This is a genomic window from Ensifer sp. KUDG1 (assembly GCF_050434285.1).
In the GTDB taxonomy this organism is placed as follows: domain Bacteria; phylum Pseudomonadota; class Alphaproteobacteria; order Rhizobiales; family Rhizobiaceae; genus Ensifer.
Genome location: NZ_JBNDIG010000012.1, coordinates 1 through 15,897 on the forward strand (window position 1 = coordinate 1; position 15,897 = coordinate 15,897).

A 15,897-nucleotide genomic window follows, 5' to 3' on the forward strand; every position below is an offset into this window, starting at 1 on the left:
CACAGCGAGTGCGCCCTTCGTCTATCGGTTAGGACACCAGATTTTCATTCTGGGAAGAGGGGTTCGACTCCCCTAGGGCGTGCCACTGTGTTGAATTTCTCCCCGACATTACAAGCATTATCAACGCCGCCAGCTTGGGCGCGCGACCGAACGATCCCGTTTCAAGCGCCCTGCCCGGTGTCGGAGAAAGCCTATCGTCGATTTCGCGGAAAAGGCTTAGTATGCAGCGTGCGCAGCAATTCTCAGCGCAAAACGAGCTTAATGGCGCCCATCGTCTAGCGGTCAGGACGCCGCCCTCTCACGGCGGCAACACGGGTTCGATTCCCGTTGGGCGTACCAGGCTTCGGGCGTACCTCGGCAAATTTCGCCGCATGGCGGCGAACGCGTGGACGGCTACGCTTGCGCCTCCAAACACTTCACTCCCCGACAGCGATGCTGGTGTGCCGCCGGGCGGCCCCCTCGTATCATTTGACCGGAAGCAACGGATTTGTAAGGTCCTGCAGCGTCCTGACCACCCCGAATCCGTCACAATTCGGCGACCCGCACCAACAAACGTTCGAAACAGGGGATCTATTTTGTTACGCGTCATTGCTGCGGGGCTCGCCGCAATCACTATTTCGTCCTATCCCAGATCGCCTGCGGCCGCTCCTTTCAACGCCGCTTCTGTCGAGCGACCGCTGATGCCTGCAGACCTGGTACCGAGTTCGGTATTCAAGCTGGGGATGTCAATCGACGAGCTGGAAGCTTTGCTTGCGCGGGATTTCAAAGGCTGGGAACGTTCCGATACGACGCGAAGCCTGAACAATCGCAAAGATCCGAAGCTCCCCGCTTATGCCAAAGCCCCCTATCTGCAGCGAATACACATTACCCAATTCGACCAGCAACAAGGTCTTCGTCGAACCTACTCGCTCACACTGAATTCGCCACTCAGCGGCAGCCATCTCTACTCCGTGGTTTACAATGTCGAAGCCTTGCAGCCGTTCGATGATCTCGGATCTTTGAGCGCTGTGGCTCAATATCTGAGCGTCACTTGGGGCAGCGCTCATCGTGAATCACACAAGGGAGAGTTCGCACTCCTCAGCTATCTCTTCGATCGACAAGGGGAACTTGTTCGTGATGGCGGTGCAAGTTGCGTTCCCTTGTATCCGGCTCTTGTCAGGCTGGACGAAAAGACGCCCGACGAGGTCGAAAAAGTTATCGCAATGATCGACGCAACGAACTGTGGCGGCAACAAGAGCGTACATTTTCGCCTGCAAGCCGATGGCGACACGATCGTCGAAACGACGTTCTTCAACACCATCCTCTCTGTGAATCCTCGAGATGTTTTGAAGCGGGTGCGATACGGTCAGCCGTAAGACGGCCCAGAGAAATATCTGTCAGCACTCTTCGCGACAGGTGCTACAGCGCCTTCGCCGCGTCCGTGACGCGCAGCTGTACCCGTCGCTGGCCCTGCCACAGATCGGCTGACACCGATCCCGCGACGTGAATAGACGTCCCACGGCTCGACAGCAGGAAGTCGCCGAGCGGCGTTTCGGTCGCCCGGAACGCAATCCCATCGAGGCGGCTGCCGTCCTGGCCTTCGAGCGTCACCTTGACGTGGTTGGCGCCCACCTGCCGACTGTCGCGCAGGCGATGCTGCGGAAAGGCGAAGACGGGTTGCGGGTGGGCTGAGCCATAGGGGCCTGCCTGCTCCAGGAGGTCGATCAGTTCCAGCGTGGCACCGGATGCTGCAAGCGCGCCGTCGACCTTCAGCGTCTGGATGGCGACAAGCTCACGCACGGCGGCTTCCGCGCGTTCCTCGAAGAACTGCCGGAGCTTTCCGAGTTTCGCGCGCTCGACGGTGAGGCCGGCCGCCATGGCATGGCCACCGCCTTTGACCAGCAGGCCGCCGTCGACGGCAGCGCGGACCATCTTGCCCATGTCGAAGCCGTTGATCGAGCGACCCGAGCCGGTTCCTCTGCCATTGGGATCGAAGGCGATGGCAAAGGTCGGCCGGCGGAATTTTTCCTTGATGCGGGCTGCGAGCAGCCCGACGATGCCCGGGTGCCAGTTTTCGCGCGCGGTGACGATCACCGAAGCGCCCTCGCCCGTGCCGTATTCGGCCAGAACCTCAGCCTCCGCCTCGGCCAGCATGACGGCTTCCATCGCCTGCCGCTCGCGGTTGAGTTCATCGAGCTGGGCTGCGATCTTCTCCGCCTCGGCAGCGTCTTCCATCGCCAGCAGCCGGCTGCCGAGTGCCGCATCGCCAATGCGTCCGCCGGCATTGATTCTCGGGCCGACGAGAAAGCCCAGATGATAAGGCGTGACCGGACCACCGATCGCCGCTTTCCGCAGCAGCGCCGAAAGCCCGACGTTGCCCATATGGCGCGCTGCGATCAGTCCCTTGACCACATAGGCGCGGTTCAGCCCCTTGAGTGGCACGACGTCACAGACGGTCGCCAGTGCCACCAGATCGAGCTGGGCCAGCAGATCGAAAGAAGCGACGCGGCTGTCGCCGGCGTTGCGCAAGACACGCAAGGTATTGACGAGAACCAGATAGACGACGCCGGCGGCACAAAGGTGCCCCTGCCCCGAGAGATCGTCCTCACGGTTGGGATTGACCAGCGCATGGCAGGGCGGCAGCGACGCGCCGACCTGATGATGGTCGATGACCACGACATGGACGCCGCGTTTCTCGGCAACGGCAAGCGACTCATGGCTGGTCGAGCCGCAGTCGACGGTGACGATGAGATCGGCGCCGTTGTCGATCAATTGCTCGATCGCCGTCGGGTTCGGGCCATAGCCCTCGAAAATCCGGTCCGGAATGTAGATTTCCGCATCGATGCCGAAATGGCGCAGGAAACGCGCCATCAACGCCGAAGACGCGGCACCGTCGACATCATAATCACCGAAGACCACCGTCTTTTCGCGGCGCCTGATGGCCGCTGCCAGACGCTCTGCAGCCTTGCGGCAATCGGTCAGTTTGTCGGGGTCCGGCATCAGCGAGCGAAGCGTCGGATCAAGAAAACTAGCGGCATCGTCGAGCACGACGCCACGGCCGGCAAGGACGCGACCGAGCAGGTCGGAGTAGCCGTGGACCTGGCTGATGGCGAGCGCCCGGTTCTGACCCGCCTGGTCGAGGCGCGACACCCATCGCTGGCCGCTCACAGACCGCTCGACGTTCAGAAAGGCCCGCTGTACCGGATCCACCAATTCTTCCATGCTCGTCCACCCGCTTGGCGCTTCGTTCCTCTTAGCGCATAACCCTGGAAATCGTGACCGTTTTCAGAACGGCATACACAAAGATCCACGTTTCGCGGGGATCTGCGTTGCTATCGGCGCCCAAGGCATAAAGAAAGAAGCCTCGCCGGCTTGCTTGCGCGGCGAGGCTTCCAATCTATCGGTGGCAAACGGCACTAGGCGCCGCCGTGCCAAACGACCTAGCGCGCTTGTCGCCCTCAGTTTGCCTTCGGGCGTTCGATGCGGATGACCTGCGGTTCGCCGACGAGGTAGCCCTCGCCCTTGATCGCCTTGATCGCATCGCGAACGGAGTGCTCCGAGGTGGCATGCGTCACCAGGATGATCGTCTGCGGCTCGCCCGTGTCCATCAGCTGCTTGGAATGCTGCATGATCGATTCCAGCGAGATGCCGTTGTCGGCCATGCGGGTCGCGATGCTGGCGAAGACGCCGGTGCGGTCGACCACCTTCAGGCGGATGAAATAGCCGCCCTCGTGGCTCTGGATCTGCGCACGCTTGTAGGGAAGCAGCGCATTGGTCGGACGGCCGAAGGCCGGAACATGCTGGGCGCCCGGGCGGCTCTTGGCGATGTCGGCGATATCGCCGAGCACGGCCGAAGCCGTCGCGTTGCCGCCGGCACCGGGGCCGACCATCAGGAGTTCGCCGAGAATATCGGATTCGATCGCAACCGCATTGGTCACGCCATCGACCTGAGCGATGACGGAATCATAAGGCACCATCGTCGGATGGACGCGCTGCTCGATGCCGCTTTCGGTGCGCTGGGCGACGCCGAGAAGCTTGATGCGGTAGCCGAGATCGGCGGCCGCATGGATATCGTCGATCGAGATGTTGGTGATGCCTTCGAGGTAGATGTCGTCGGCCGCGATCGCCGTTCCGAAGGCAAGGCTCGTCAGGATCGAAAGCTTGTGGGCCGTGTCGTTGCCCTCGATGTCGAAGGCCGAGTCGGCTTCGGCGTAACCGAGGCGCTGGGCTTCCTTGAGGCAGGCTTCGAAGGACAGCTGTTCCTTCTCCATCTTCGTCAGGATGTAATTGCAGGTGCCGTTCATGATCCCGTACACGCGCGAGATCGTGTTGCCGGTCATGGATTCGCGCAGCGCCTTGATGACGGGGATGCCGCCGGCCACAGCCGCTTCGTAGTTGAGCAGCGCGCCCTTCTCCTCGGCGATCTTGGCAAGTTCGATGCCATGGGCAGCCAGCAGCGCCTTGTTGGCGGTCACCACATGAATGCCGCGCTCAAGCGCTGCCTTGACGGCTGAATAGGCCGGATCGCCCGAGCCGCCCATCAGTTCGACGAAGACGTCGATATCCGCGTCGCGCGCAAGCGAAACGGCATCCTCGAACCAGGCGGTCTTCGAAAGATCGACGCCGCGATCCCTGTTGCGGTCGCGCGCGGTTACGGCCGTGGTCTCGATTGCCCGTCCGCACGTTGTCGCGAGCATCTCGTGACGATCCTGGAGGATTCGCACGAGCGAGGCACCGACGGTACCCAAGCCCGCAATGCCGATTTTGAGGGCATCTGCCATAGCCATTTCCTAACATGTAGAGGGCGCACCGCGAGAACAGCGGGGCCAGTGTGGAAGGAGGCGCGCGTCAAACACGCCTCCCGACTTATTTAGTTACGCGGGATGCGGGCGGAAAACCGACTACACTTTTCCTCATCCCGCTCCAATTACCTGTGCGCGTTGAGCGAGATGACGTTGTGCATCGTCTCGTCGGCGGTCGACAGGAACTTCTTGATGTTGCGCGCCGCTTGACGGATGCGGTGCTCGTTCTCGACGAGAGCGAGACGAACGTAGTCGTCGCCCTGCTCGCCGAAGCCGATACCGGGAGCGACCGCGACATCAGCCTTCTCGACGAGGAGTTTTGAGAATTCGAGCGAACCGAGATGACGGAACTTCTCCGGGATCTTCGCCCAGGCAAACATCGTCGCTGCCGGCGGCGGCACTTCGAAGCCGGCCTTGCCGAAGCTGTCGACCATCACGTCGCGGCGGCGCTTGTAGATGTTGCGCACTTCAGCGATGTCGCTGCCGTCGCCGTTCAGCGCCTGGGTGGCGGCCACCTGGATCGGTGTGAAGGCGCCGTAGTCGAGGTAGGACTTCACGCGCGTCAGTGCCGCGATCAGACGCTCGTTGCCGACGGCAAAGCCCATGCGCCAGCCCGGCATCGAGAATGTCTTCGACATCGAGGTGAACTCGACCGTGCAGTCGATCGCGCCCGGAACTTCCAGCACCGACGGCGGCGGCGCGTCGTTGAAATAGATTTCCGAGTAGGCGAGATCGGACAGCACGATGATGTCGTGCTTCTTCGCAAACGCGATCACGTCCTTGTAGAAATCAAGCGTCGCGACCTGCGCCGTCGGGTTCGACGGATAGTTGAGGATCAGCGCCAAGGGCTTGGGGATCGAATGGCGAACGGCGCGTTCCAGCGGCCCGAAGAAGGTTTCGTCCGGCTCGACCGAGATCGAGCGGATGACACCGCCTGCCATCAGGAAGCCGAAGGCGTGGATCGGATAGGTGGGATTCGGGCACAGGATGACGTCGCCAGGTGCGGTGATCGCCTGCGCCATGTTGGCGAAGCCTTCCTTCGAGCCAAGGGTGGCGACGACCTGGGTATCCGGGTTGAGCTTGACGCCGAAGCGGCGGGCGTAATAGGCGGCCTGGGCACGACGCAGCCCGGGAATGCCCTTCGACGACGAATAACGATGCGTGCGCGGGTCCTGAACGGCCTCGCAGAGCTTGTCGACAATCGACTGTGGTGTGGGTAGATCCGGATTGCCCATGCCGAGGTCGATGATGTCAGCACCGGCCGCTCGCGCGCTTGCTTTCAAACGGTTGACCTGTTCGAAAACATAGGGCGGCAAACGCCGGACTTTGTGAAACTCTTCCATCTCCAAACCTCGTTTGGCGCACGCTCCCGCCAGCGGCTCAAGCCTTTGCGAAACCGTGCGCTGTGGTGAACGGCCGTCCATGCGGCCATTGAACGCTTTGCGTCCAAATCACCGGAAAGGCAAGCGCTAATTCTGGATCTCTTTCAGCGTGTCCGTGCCGTGCTGTTCGGCGAGCGCGCGCATCTCCTTCAGGCGCCGCTGATATTCGGCTTCGGAGATCGCACCGGACTTGCGTGCAGCGCCGAGCGAGCTCAGGCGCGCCTGCATGTCGGTCGCTTCTTCGTTGGTCATCTGCGTCGTCGCGGCCGGCTTCTGGCCGTAGACCGAAGGATAATTCTCGAAGTTGGTCCCCTGGCTGTTGCAGCCTGCAAGCGTGCCTAGCAGAACGATCCCGGCAACCCAGGTGATGGAACGCTGTTTTCCGACGGCAAGCATACTGGAGACGACCTCTATTTTGATGGCGCGACGATGCGCTAGCCCTTGTAATCATTTTCGGGCAGAATGTAAAAATACAAAACAAACAAGATGCTGTGGAGGACGCCGGGTGACAGCAGAGAGGAATGCGGAAGGCAAGGACGGCTACGCAGGCTTCGATCCCAAATCCGTCGAACCCTACATCGTCAAGGATCCGGAAAGCCTCGCCGTCAACCTCGCCCGCGCCATGGAACAGCTTGGCAAGGCGGCCTCCGCCTGGCTGGCGCCGCGGGAATCGGGCCAGAAGTCCGATACCTTCGCCGAGCCCGTCACCGACATGGTCAAGACGCTGTCCAAGGTCTCGGAGTACTGGCTTTCCGACCCTCGCCGCACGCTCGAAGCGCAGACTCACCTGATGGGCAGCTTCTTCGAGATCTGGTCTCGCACGCTGCACCGCATGTCCGGCGAAGAGACGGCCGCGCCTGCCGCCCTCCAGCGCAACGACAAGAGATTTGCCGACGAGGACTGGGTGAAGAACCCGTTCTTCGACTTCATTCGCCAGGCCTATTTCGTAACGTCGGACTGGGCCGAACGCATGGTCGAGGACGCCGAGGGGCTCGACGACCACACGAAACACAAGGCTGCCTTCTACGTCCGTCAGGTTTCGAGCGCGCTGTCTCCGACGAATTTCGTCACCACCAACCCGCAACTCTACCGCGAGACCGTTGCCTCAAGCGGCGCCAACCTGGTCAAGGGCATGCAGATGTTTGCCGAGGACATCGCCGCCGGTCGTGGCGACCTCAAGCTTCGGCAGACGGACACCAGCAAGTTTGCGATCGGCGAGAATATCGCGATGACACCGGGCAAAGTCATTGCCCAAAGCGACGTTTGCCAGGTGCTGCAATACGAGGCGACGACGGAGACCGTGCTGAAGCGGCCGTTGCTGATCTGCCCGCCCTGGATCAACAAGTTCTACGTGCTCGATCTCAACCCGCAGAAATCCTTCATCAAATGGGCGGTCGACCAGGGGCACACGGTCTTCGTCATCTCCTGGGTGAACCCGGACGAGCGGCACGCGACCAAGGACTGGGAAGCTTATGCCCGCGAAGGCATCGGCTTTGCGCTCGATATCGTCGAGCAGGCGACCGGTGAACGCGAAGTCAACGCCATCGGCTATTGCGTCGGCGGCACCCTGCTTGCCGCAACGCTGGCATTGCACGCTGCCGAGGGCGACGACCGCATCCGCTCGGCGACACTGTTCACGACGCAGGTCGATTTCACCCATGCGGGCGATCTCAAGGTGTTCGTCGACGAGGACCAGATCAGTCAGATCGAACAGAACATGAGCGTGACCGGCTATCTCGACGGCTCGAAGATGGCGACCGCCTTCAACATGCTGCGCGCTTCGGAGCTGATCTGGCCATACTTCGTCAACAACTACCTCAAGGGCCAGGAGCCTCTGCCCTTCGACCTGCTTTACTGGAACTCCGATTCGACGCGGATGCCGGCCGCCAACCATTCCTTCTACTTGCGCAACTGCTACCTCGATAACAAGCTTTCGAAGGGCGAGATGGTGCTTGCCGGAAAGCAGGTGTCGCTCGGCGACGTGAAGATCCCGATCTACAATCTTGCGACCAAGGAAGACCACATAGCGCCGCCACGCTCTGTGTTTCTCGGCAGCGCTTCATTTGGCGGCAAGGTCACCTATGTTCTCTCGGGCTCGGGCCACATAGCCGGCGTCGTCAACCCGCCGGACAAGGGCAAGTATCAGTTCTGGACCGGCGGCGCGCCCAAGGGCGACTTCGACGATTGGTTCAAGGCGGCCAAGGAAACACCGGGATCCTGGTGGCCGCACTGGCACCAATGGATCGAGAAACTCGACAAGCGACGCGTTGCGCCCCGCAAGCCGGGCGGGCCGCTGAACTCGCTCGAGGAAGCGCCAGGCTCCTACGTGCGCGCCCGCGCCTGAACCATTTTGCAGGACACGCCTTGATCTTCGATCCTCCGCTGACGACCGCGACCCTCGTGCAGCGCTACAAGCGCTTTCTCTTCGACGCCCTACTGCCCGATGGCACAGCCATGACCGGATCCTGCCCCAATACCGGTTCGATGCGCGGGCTGACGACACCCGGTTCACGCATCTGGATGTCGGAACACGACAGCCCGACGCGGAAATACCGCCATATGCTGGAAATCGTTGAAGCCGACGGGACGATGGTCGGCATCAACACCGGCCTGCCCAACCGGCTTGCGGAAGAAGCCATCGGATTGGGGCTCGTTTCCGACCTGCATACCTATGAGCACAGCGCGCGCGAGCAGAAATACGGGCGCAACTCGCGCATCGACATTCTCCTCAGCGATCCCGAGCGCGGCCGTGCCTATGTCGAAGTCAAGAATGTGCATTTCAGCCGCACGCCCGGTCTTTCCGAATTTCCTGACAGTCCGACGACGCGCGGTGCGAAACATCTCGACGAACTCGGTGATATGGTCGAGGCGGGTCACCGTGCGGTGATGATCTATCTCGTGCAGCGTGATGACTGTGACCGGTTGAGGATCTGCCGCGAGTTCGATCCCGCCTATGCACGGGCCTTCGACCGCGCGATGTCACGTGGTGTCGAGGCCTACGCGGTCAAATGTCAGGTTTCGCCAACGCAAATCCGCCCGACCGGATTGATGGCAGTGGACGAAGCGGCCCTCGCTGCTCTATGAAATCCGACTGGAACAACTGAAAGCTTTGGAATGGTGACTTACATCGAGGCAGGGTCTGCGCCCTACAAGAACACCGGCGTAATCCGGCTCTACGGACCGGAAGGTTTCGAGGGCATGCGAAAAGCCTGCCAGGTGACTGCGCGTTGTCTGGACGAGCTCGTCTCGCGGGTGCAGCCGGGCGTCACCACCGACGAGATCGACCGGTTCGTCTTCGAGTTCGGCATGGACAATGGCGCGCTACCGGCGACGCTCAACTATCGCGGCTACACGAAATCGTCGTGCACGTCGATCAACCACGTCGTCTGCCATGGCATCCCGAACGACAAGCCGCTGCGCGAAGGCGATATCGTCAACATCGACGTCACCTATGTCGTCGATGGCTGGCACGGCGATTCGAGCCGGATGTATCCGGTCGGCGAGATCAAGCGTGCCGCCGAGCGACTGCTCGACGTCACCCATGAAAGCCTGATGCGCGGCATCGCCGCCGTGCGCCCCGGCGCCCGTACCGGCGCCATCGGCGAAGCGATCCAGGTCTATGCCGAAGCGGAGCGCTGCTCGGTCGTGCGCGATTTCTGCGGCCACGGCGTCGGCAAGCTCTTCCATGACGCGCCGAACATCCTGCACTACGGCCGCGCCAATGAAGGCCCGGAACTGCGTGAAGGCATGATCTTCACCATCGAGCCGATGATCAATCTCGGCCGCCCGCATGTGAAGGTGCTCTCGGACGGCTGGACCGCCGTCACCCGTGACCGGTCGCTGTCGGCGCAATACGAGCACACGGTCGGCGTCACCGCCGATGGCTGCGAGATCTTCACGCTTTCGCCGGCGGGCCTGTTCAAGCCCGGCGTCAGTACGATCGGCGCCGCATGACGAAACGTCCGATCTCCCCTGGCGGCGATTTGGCGCCATCGGCGGACGAGAGGACGTTTTTTCCGCAGTTGCAGCTGGACGGGAAACCGGCGACGAAGAAGGCGCCGGAACCCGAGGCCCATTACCACGGTCATCGCGACCGGCTGCGGACGCGCTACCGGGAACAGGGCGACTCGGCGCTTGCCGATTACGAAATTCTGGAAATGCTGCTCTTTCGGCTGATCCCGCGCAAGGATACCAAGCCGATCGCCAAGGCCCTGCTCGCCCGCTTCGGCACGCTCGCCGGTGTCTTCGGCGCCCCGATCGCGCTGTTGCAGGAAGTGAGCGGTATCGGCGAAGCAGTTGCCCTCGACCTCAAGCTGATCTCCACGATCGGTCACCGCACACTCAAGAGCGAACTTCGCCAGAAGCAGCTTCTCTCGTCCTGGAGCGCCGTCATCGACTATTGCCACGCGGCGATGGCCTACGAGACGAAAGAACAGTTCCGCATCCTGTTCCTCGACAAACGCAACACGTTGATTGCCGACGAGGTGCAGCAGCAGGGCACCATCGATCACACGCCGGTCTATCCGCGCGAGGTGGTCAAACGGGCGCTGGAACTCTCAGCGACGGCGCTCATTCTTGTGCACAACCACCCATCAGGCGATCCGACCCCGTCGCGCGCGGATATCGACATGACCAAGCTGATCGTCGAAACGGCAAAACCGCTCGGGATCGCCGTGCACGATCACATCATCATTGGCAAGGACGGCCATGTCAGCCTGAAGGGCTTGCGCCTGTTCTGATCACGCCGGCACCCAGCCGTTTCGCACGGCGGAGGCACCGGCCCGGTAGTGGCGCCCCTCTGCCGCAAACGGTGGCGAAAGCGGTCACCCCGAAAGGCCGGATTCGACAGATTCCGTCCCCGCCGAGCGAGAAGCCTCGACGACCATGTGCACGAACTGCAGTTTCGCCACTGACGGTTTCGACATCACGAAGGGGTAGAAGTCCGGCTGGCCCATGCTGCGCGCCAGTTCGTTAAGCACCATCGTCATTTCGATCCAGGAGTTCAACAGCGACAGAAACCCGTCGGCGCCGGTGTCTTCGGGCGCATACAAGGCGTCGCGCTCAAACGGCTCGACAATCGCTTCAAGATCCTCCGCATCGAGCCCAAACCCGAGCGCTGTGCCAAGGCTATCGATCATATGCAGATAGTGTGCCCAGGTTTCCGCCCAGTCTTCCCAAGGATGTGTGGAAGCATAGGCGCTGATGTATCGGTCGGCCCAGTCTACCGGAGGGCCATTCTCATAGTTCGCCTTCAATGCCGCCGCATAGTCGGCGCGCTCATCTCCGAAAAGCGAACGAAAGGGCTCCAGCCAAGGGCCGTTGAGAATAAGCCTGTCCCAATAGTAGTGACCGACCTCGTGTCGCAAGTGACCGAGCAGCGTGCGATAGGGTTCATGCAGTTCGAGCCGCATCTTCTCCCGCTGAACAGAATCCGCTTCCTCGATGTTGACCGTAATCAAACCGTCGGCGTGCCCGGTCAGAACGCGCGGCCCGTTCTCCGGCGAACGCAGGAAATCGAACATCAGACCGTGCTTCTCATCCTCGTCGACCTTTGACTTCACCGGCAAGCCGAGCGACAGCAGCTGCGAAACGAGTCGTCGCTTCGCCGCCTCGATCAGCCCCCAGTGACGGGCATTGTCCTCACAATCGAGATTCGGAATGGTCCTGTTCAGCCGGCAGGCGGTGCAAAGGCACCTCGGCTCGCTCGCCGACAGCATCCAGTTGCACAACGCGGCAGTGTCACGATTGCTGCAATACTTCAGCAACGGCCGCCCGCCACCCGCGTCCCAAGTGCCCGGCTGCGGGCCCGGTTCAAGCGGTATCAGGACGTCTTCACCCGGCAGATATCCGAGCGGCGCCTGGCAGCTGTTGCAAAGGGTGTTGCCGAAGAAGATGTGACTGCCACAGCGGCAGACATAGGTGCGCGAGTACCGCTTGGCCACGTCGCGGCGCTTCCAGTTCGTACCGATCAGGTCCCCAAGCGTTTCCAGAAGGCTTGCCACGACGTCCTCCAAGTTCGGAACTGGCAAAGTCGGCCTGATTGGCGCACGGGCCTAAAGCCATTTCGCGCGGCGGAAGAAGCGGTAGAGCGTGCCGCACAGTCCGATGATGACAGCCAGCACGACGAAGTAGCCATAGCGGAACTTGAGCTCCGGCATGTCGTCGAAGTTCATGCCGTAAATGCCGGCAATCGCCGTCGGCACCGCGAGGATCGCGGCCCAGGACGCGAGCTTGCGCGAAATCTCCGTCTGCTCGGATTGCCCGACCATCAGGCTCGCCTCGAAGGTGAAGGCGAGCACTTCACGCAAAGCATCGATATCCTCCTGAACGCGCCGCACGTGGTCGGTGACGTCACGGAAGAGCGGCTGCAGTGCTGCATCCATGCCCGGCAGATCGATGTGCTCATGCCGCCGGCAGACGTCGACCAGCGGTACGACCGCGTTTCGCAGGCGCAAGAGATTGCGCCGCAGCAGATACAGGCGTTCGATGTCGCCCTTGACCAACCGCTCGCGCAGCAGCCGGTCCTCCAGTTCCTCGACTTCCTCGTGGATCGCCTCGATCACCGGCATGTAGTTGTCGACGATGAAATCGAGGATCGAATAGAGGATGTAGTTCTCGCCATGGGCAAGGGCTGCCGGCGACGATTCGCAGCGCTGGCGCACGGCCATGTAAGAGGTCGACGCGCCATGCCGGACCGAGATAACGTAACCGCGCCCGACGAACAGATGCGTCTCGCCGAAGGCGATTTCGTCGCCGACCATGTGCGCGGTGCGGGCGACGACGAAGATCGAATCGCCATAGATCTCCAGTTTCGGCCGCTGATGCGCCTTGCAGGCGTCCTCGATCGCAAGGTCATGCAGATCGAATTCCTGCTGGATCTGCCGCAACAGTTCGGCATCGGGCTCATGCAGGCCGATCCAGACCACCGCGCCCGGACGGTCGCGCCACTTGCCTGCGTCTTCGATGCGGATATCGCGGACGCGCACGCCGTTCTCATAGACCGCGGCCGCAACGACGCCGGCGCGCGGCTGCGAATTCGGCATGACAGCTTCACCGTCAGACTGTGGCAAAGCCCTGTTCGTCAGCTCCAATCCCATCGTCAGCCTCCCAGGCAAATACGACACCGACGGGCTCCGGATGTCGTAACGGAACCAAGCATACGCGCACTCCCTTATATATTCTCATCCGGCTGTTTCGGCTATGAAAACCACTTCATCAAACCGTGCCATTGACGGTATAGAGGCTTGCGAGCGAGAGTTTTCGCAACGCACAACGATTCCACCTTCTAACGGAAACGCCTATGAACCAGTTCGATCTCATCGTTGTCGGAAGCGGACCTGCCGGCCGCCGCGGCGCCATCCAGGCAGCCAAGCTCGGCAAGAAGGTCCTCGTCATCGAACAGGGAAAACGCGTTGGCGGCGTTTCGGTTCACACCGGCACGATTCCCTCCAAGACGCTGCGCGAAACGGCGCTCAATCTTTCGGGCTGGCGCGAGCGCGGTTTTTACGGACGCTCCTATCGCGTCAAGCAGGAGATCAGCGCCGACGACCTGCGGCAGCGCCTGATCATCACCCTCAATCATGAGGTCGAGGTTCTCGAACACCAGTTTGCGCGCAACCGCGTGCAGCAGATGCGCGGCAAGGCGAGCTTCGTCAATCCGACCACGCTGGAGGTCGTCAAGGACGACGGCGAGACCATGCTCGTGTCCGGCACCAGCATCATGCTTGCCGTCGGTACCAAGCCCTTCCGCCCGGATTACATGCCGTTCGACGGCAAGACCGTGCTCGACAGCGACGAACTGCTCGACATCGAGACCCTGCCCCGTTCACTGGTGGTGATCGGCGCAGGCGTCGTCGGCATCGAATACGCGACGATCTTCAGCGCGCTCGACACCCAGGTAACGGTGATCGACCCGAAGACGACGATGCTCGATTTCATCGACAAGGAAATCGTCGAAGACTTCATCTACCAGCTGCGCGACCGCAACATGAAACTGCATCTCGGGCAGAAGGCCGAAACGGTCGAAAGGCTCGAGGATGGTAAGGTGCTGCTGACGCTCGACAACGGCCGCAAGATCACGACCGACATGGTGCTCTTTGCCGCGGGCCGCATGGGCGCGACCGATACGCTGAACCTTCCGGCCGCCGGGCTTGAAGCCGACAGCCGCGGGCGCCTCAAGGTCAATCCCGAGACCTTCCAGACCTCCGTGCCCAACATCTATGCCGCCGGCGACGTCGTCGGCTTCCCGAGCCTCGCCTCGACCTCGATGGAACAAGGCCGCATCGCTGCCCGCGTCGCCATTGGCGCGATCGCGATGGAGCCGCAGAAGTACTTCCCCTACGGTATCTATGCCGTGCCTGAGATCTCCACCTGCGGCCTCTCGGAAGAAGAGGTCAAGGAACGCGGCATCCCCTACGAATGCGGCATTGCCCGCTTCCGCGAGACCTCGCGCGGCCACATCATGGGGCTCGATTCCGGCCTGTTGAAAATGATCTTCTCGCTGAAGACCCGTCGCCTGCTCGGCGTGCATATCATCGGCGAAGGCGCGACGGAGCTGGTGCATATCGGCCAGGCGGTGCTGAACCTCAAGGGCACGGTCGAGTATTTCGTCGAAAACACCTTCAACTACCCGACGCTGGCCGAAGCCTACAAGATTGCCGGCCTCGACGCCTGGAACCGCATGGGCGAGATCAAGCAGGAAGTACCAAAAGCGTAAGCTTCCAGCGACAGAGCCGACCGCCGTCAACGATGACGGTGGCGGCCAAACGCCCAAAGGGTACAGATGGTGGCTCCGCGCTACGGCCGGCTCTCCCCCCTTTCCCTCAATACCGGCATCTGAAATGCGCGGGACGCTGGCGAATCGGCTAGCTTCACCTCTCCCGATCAAGAGAGCCGAACACCATGCGCATCCTTTCGCTCAATGCCTGGGGCGGCAAGCTCCATTCGCCTTTGATGAGCTATCTCGCCGATGTCGATGCCGACGTCCTGTGCCTGCAGGAGGTCGCGCGATCACCGACGACCGAGGCCGAATGGCTGAGCTATCGCGATGCGGACGTGGAACTGCCGCAACGCGCCAACCTCTTCGACGAGATCGCCGCCGTACTTCCGGGGCATGATGGATTCTTCTGCCCGACGGCGCGAGGGACGCTCTTTGCCGGTGACGCGCCCGTGGCATCGGAATTCGGCCTGGCGACCTTCGTTCGGCGGGGCTACTCCGTCATTGGCCAGGCGCTCGGCTTCGTACATGGCGGCTTTTCGCCCGACGGCTGGGGGCCGCATCCCCGTGCGCGCAACGCCCATTGCATCCGACTGTTCGATCACGACGCCGGCACACCCATCACTATCGCGCAGATGCACGGGCTGCGGGAGGTCGGCGGCAAGAACGACAGTCCGGAACGCTGCGCGCAGGCCGACGCGCTGGTAGGTCTCATCCACCACGTCTGGCCCGGCGACGAGCGGCTTGTCGTTTGCGGTGACTTCAACGTGCTCCCGGACAGCCAAACGTTTCAGGCCCTCGGGCAGTTGGGCCTCGTCGACCTCGTCGTATCCCGCGGCCACACGGACACGCGCACCTCGCACTATCGAAAGAGCGGCCGCTTTGCCGATTACATGCTGGCGAATGGCACAGTCAGCGTCGCTCGCTTCGATGTCGTCGCAGCACCCGAAGTCTCCGACCACCGCGCCCTCCTCCTCGACATCGCTTAGTCAGTCGCGCGTTCGGCCGGGCCAAAAAT

Annotated in this window: 13 protein-coding genes and 2 tRNA genes; 9 read left to right on the top strand and 6 right to left on the bottom strand. The window is 61.9% G+C overall.

The features are described from left to right. The first annotated feature begins 10 nt into the window (after positions 1-10). The 3 genes from M2267_RS25335 (at position 11) to M2267_RS25345 (ending at position 1,355) form a co-directional block, all read left to right on the top strand. A tRNA-Glu gene (locus M2267_RS25335) sits at positions 11-85 on the top strand. A gap of 179 nt (positions 86-264) precedes the next feature. Then, positions 265-339: transfer RNA gene (locus tag M2267_RS25340), tRNA-Glu, on the top strand. Between the two features lie 236 nt (positions 340-575). Further along, positions 576-1,355, top strand: coding sequence for a hypothetical protein (locus M2267_RS25345; RefSeq protein WP_429118336.1), 780 nt, complete (start codon positions 576-578; stop codon positions 1,353-1,355). 43 nt (positions 1,356-1,398) lie between these two features. Here M2267_RS25345 and recJ read toward each other — a convergent pair whose 3' ends face one another. The 4 genes from recJ to M2267_RS25365 all read right to left on the bottom strand — a co-directional run bounded on the left by recJ (position 1,399) and on the right by M2267_RS25365 (position 6,559). Continuing rightward, positions 1,399-3,201 carry a single-stranded-DNA-specific exonuclease RecJ gene (gene recJ / locus M2267_RS25350; protein ID WP_429118338.1) on the bottom strand — a complete coding sequence of 601 codons (1,803 nt, stop codon included), beginning with the start codon at positions 3,199-3,201 and terminating at the stop codon, positions 1,399-1,401. A gap of 236 nt (positions 3,202-3,437) precedes the next feature. Beyond that, on the bottom strand, positions 3,438-4,760 hold the full coding sequence (locus M2267_RS25355; RefSeq protein ID WP_429118340.1) for a homoserine dehydrogenase: 1,323 nt from the start codon (positions 4,758-4,760) through the stop codon (positions 3,438-3,440). Positions 4,761-4,906: 146 nt separating this feature from the next. Beyond that, positions 4,907-6,124, bottom strand: a complete 1,218-nt coding sequence (locus tag M2267_RS25360) for an LL-diaminopimelate aminotransferase (RefSeq protein ID WP_034796568.1) — start codon at positions 6,122-6,124, stop codon at positions 4,907-4,909. A gap of 126 nt (positions 6,125-6,250) precedes the next feature. Further along, positions 6,251-6,559: an SHOCT domain-containing protein gene (locus tag M2267_RS25365; protein ID WP_429118344.1), complete on the bottom strand. Its 309-nt coding sequence runs from the start codon at positions 6,557-6,559 to the stop codon at positions 6,251-6,253. 109 nt (positions 6,560-6,668) lie between these two features. Between M2267_RS25365 and phaC the strand changes: the two genes are divergently transcribed. Genes phaC through radC form a run of 4 tightly spaced genes read left to right on the top strand, consistent with a single transcriptional unit; the run spans position 6,669 to position 10,902 of the window. Next, positions 6,669-8,507, top strand: a complete 1,839-nt coding sequence (phaC, locus tag M2267_RS25370) for a poly(3-hydroxyalkanoate) polymerase subunit PhaC (RefSeq protein ID WP_043611642.1) — start codon at positions 6,669-6,671, stop codon at positions 8,505-8,507. Between the two features lie 20 nt (positions 8,508-8,527). Beyond that, positions 8,528-9,247: a DNA/RNA nuclease SfsA gene (gene sfsA / locus M2267_RS25375; RefSeq protein ID WP_429118347.1), complete on the top strand. Its 720-nt coding sequence runs from the start codon at positions 8,528-8,530 to the stop codon at positions 9,245-9,247. A gap of 30 nt (positions 9,248-9,277) precedes the next feature. Further along, positions 9,278-10,117 (top strand): type I methionyl aminopeptidase, encoded by an 840-nt coding sequence (gene map / locus M2267_RS25380; protein ID WP_192446079.1) that lies wholly within the window; start codon positions 9,278-9,280, stop codon positions 10,115-10,117. Beyond that, positions 10,114-10,902 (top strand): RadC family protein, encoded by a 789-nt coding sequence (gene radC / locus M2267_RS25385; protein ID WP_043611637.1) that lies wholly within the window; start codon positions 10,114-10,116, stop codon positions 10,900-10,902. The genes map and radC overlap by 4 nt, the downstream gene beginning before the upstream one ends. Positions 10,903-10,986: 84 nt before the next feature. Here radC and M2267_RS25390 read toward each other — a convergent pair whose 3' ends face one another. Together M2267_RS25390 and M2267_RS25395 are read right to left on the bottom strand one after the other, a co-directional pair. Then, positions 10,987-12,165 carry a zinc-binding metallopeptidase family protein gene (locus M2267_RS25390; RefSeq protein WP_429118349.1) on the bottom strand — a complete coding sequence of 393 codons (1,179 nt, stop codon included), beginning with the start codon at positions 12,163-12,165 and terminating at the stop codon, positions 10,987-10,989. A gap of 51 nt (positions 12,166-12,216) precedes the next feature. Further along, complete coding sequence (locus M2267_RS25395; protein ID WP_052201550.1) at positions 12,217-13,206, bottom strand: magnesium and cobalt transport protein CorA; 990 nt, start codon at positions 13,204-13,206, stop codon at positions 12,217-12,219. Between the two features lie 257 nt (positions 13,207-13,463). On the opposite strand from M2267_RS25395, the gene sthA reads away from it, so the two are divergent. Both sthA and M2267_RS25405 read left to right on the top strand, forming a co-directional pair. Then, positions 13,464-14,879 carry a Si-specific NAD(P)(+) transhydrogenase gene (sthA, locus tag M2267_RS25400; protein ID WP_043611633.1) on the top strand — a complete coding sequence of 472 codons (1,416 nt, stop codon included), beginning with the start codon at positions 13,464-13,466 and terminating at the stop codon, positions 14,877-14,879. Between the two features lie 185 nt (positions 14,880-15,064). Beyond that, the gene (locus M2267_RS25405) at positions 15,065-15,868 is read left to right on the top strand and encodes an endonuclease/exonuclease/phosphatase family protein (RefSeq protein WP_429118353.1); all 804 of its coding nucleotides are present in this window, start codon (positions 15,065-15,067) and stop codon (positions 15,866-15,868) included. The last annotated feature ends 29 nt before the right edge of the window (positions 15,869-15,897 follow it).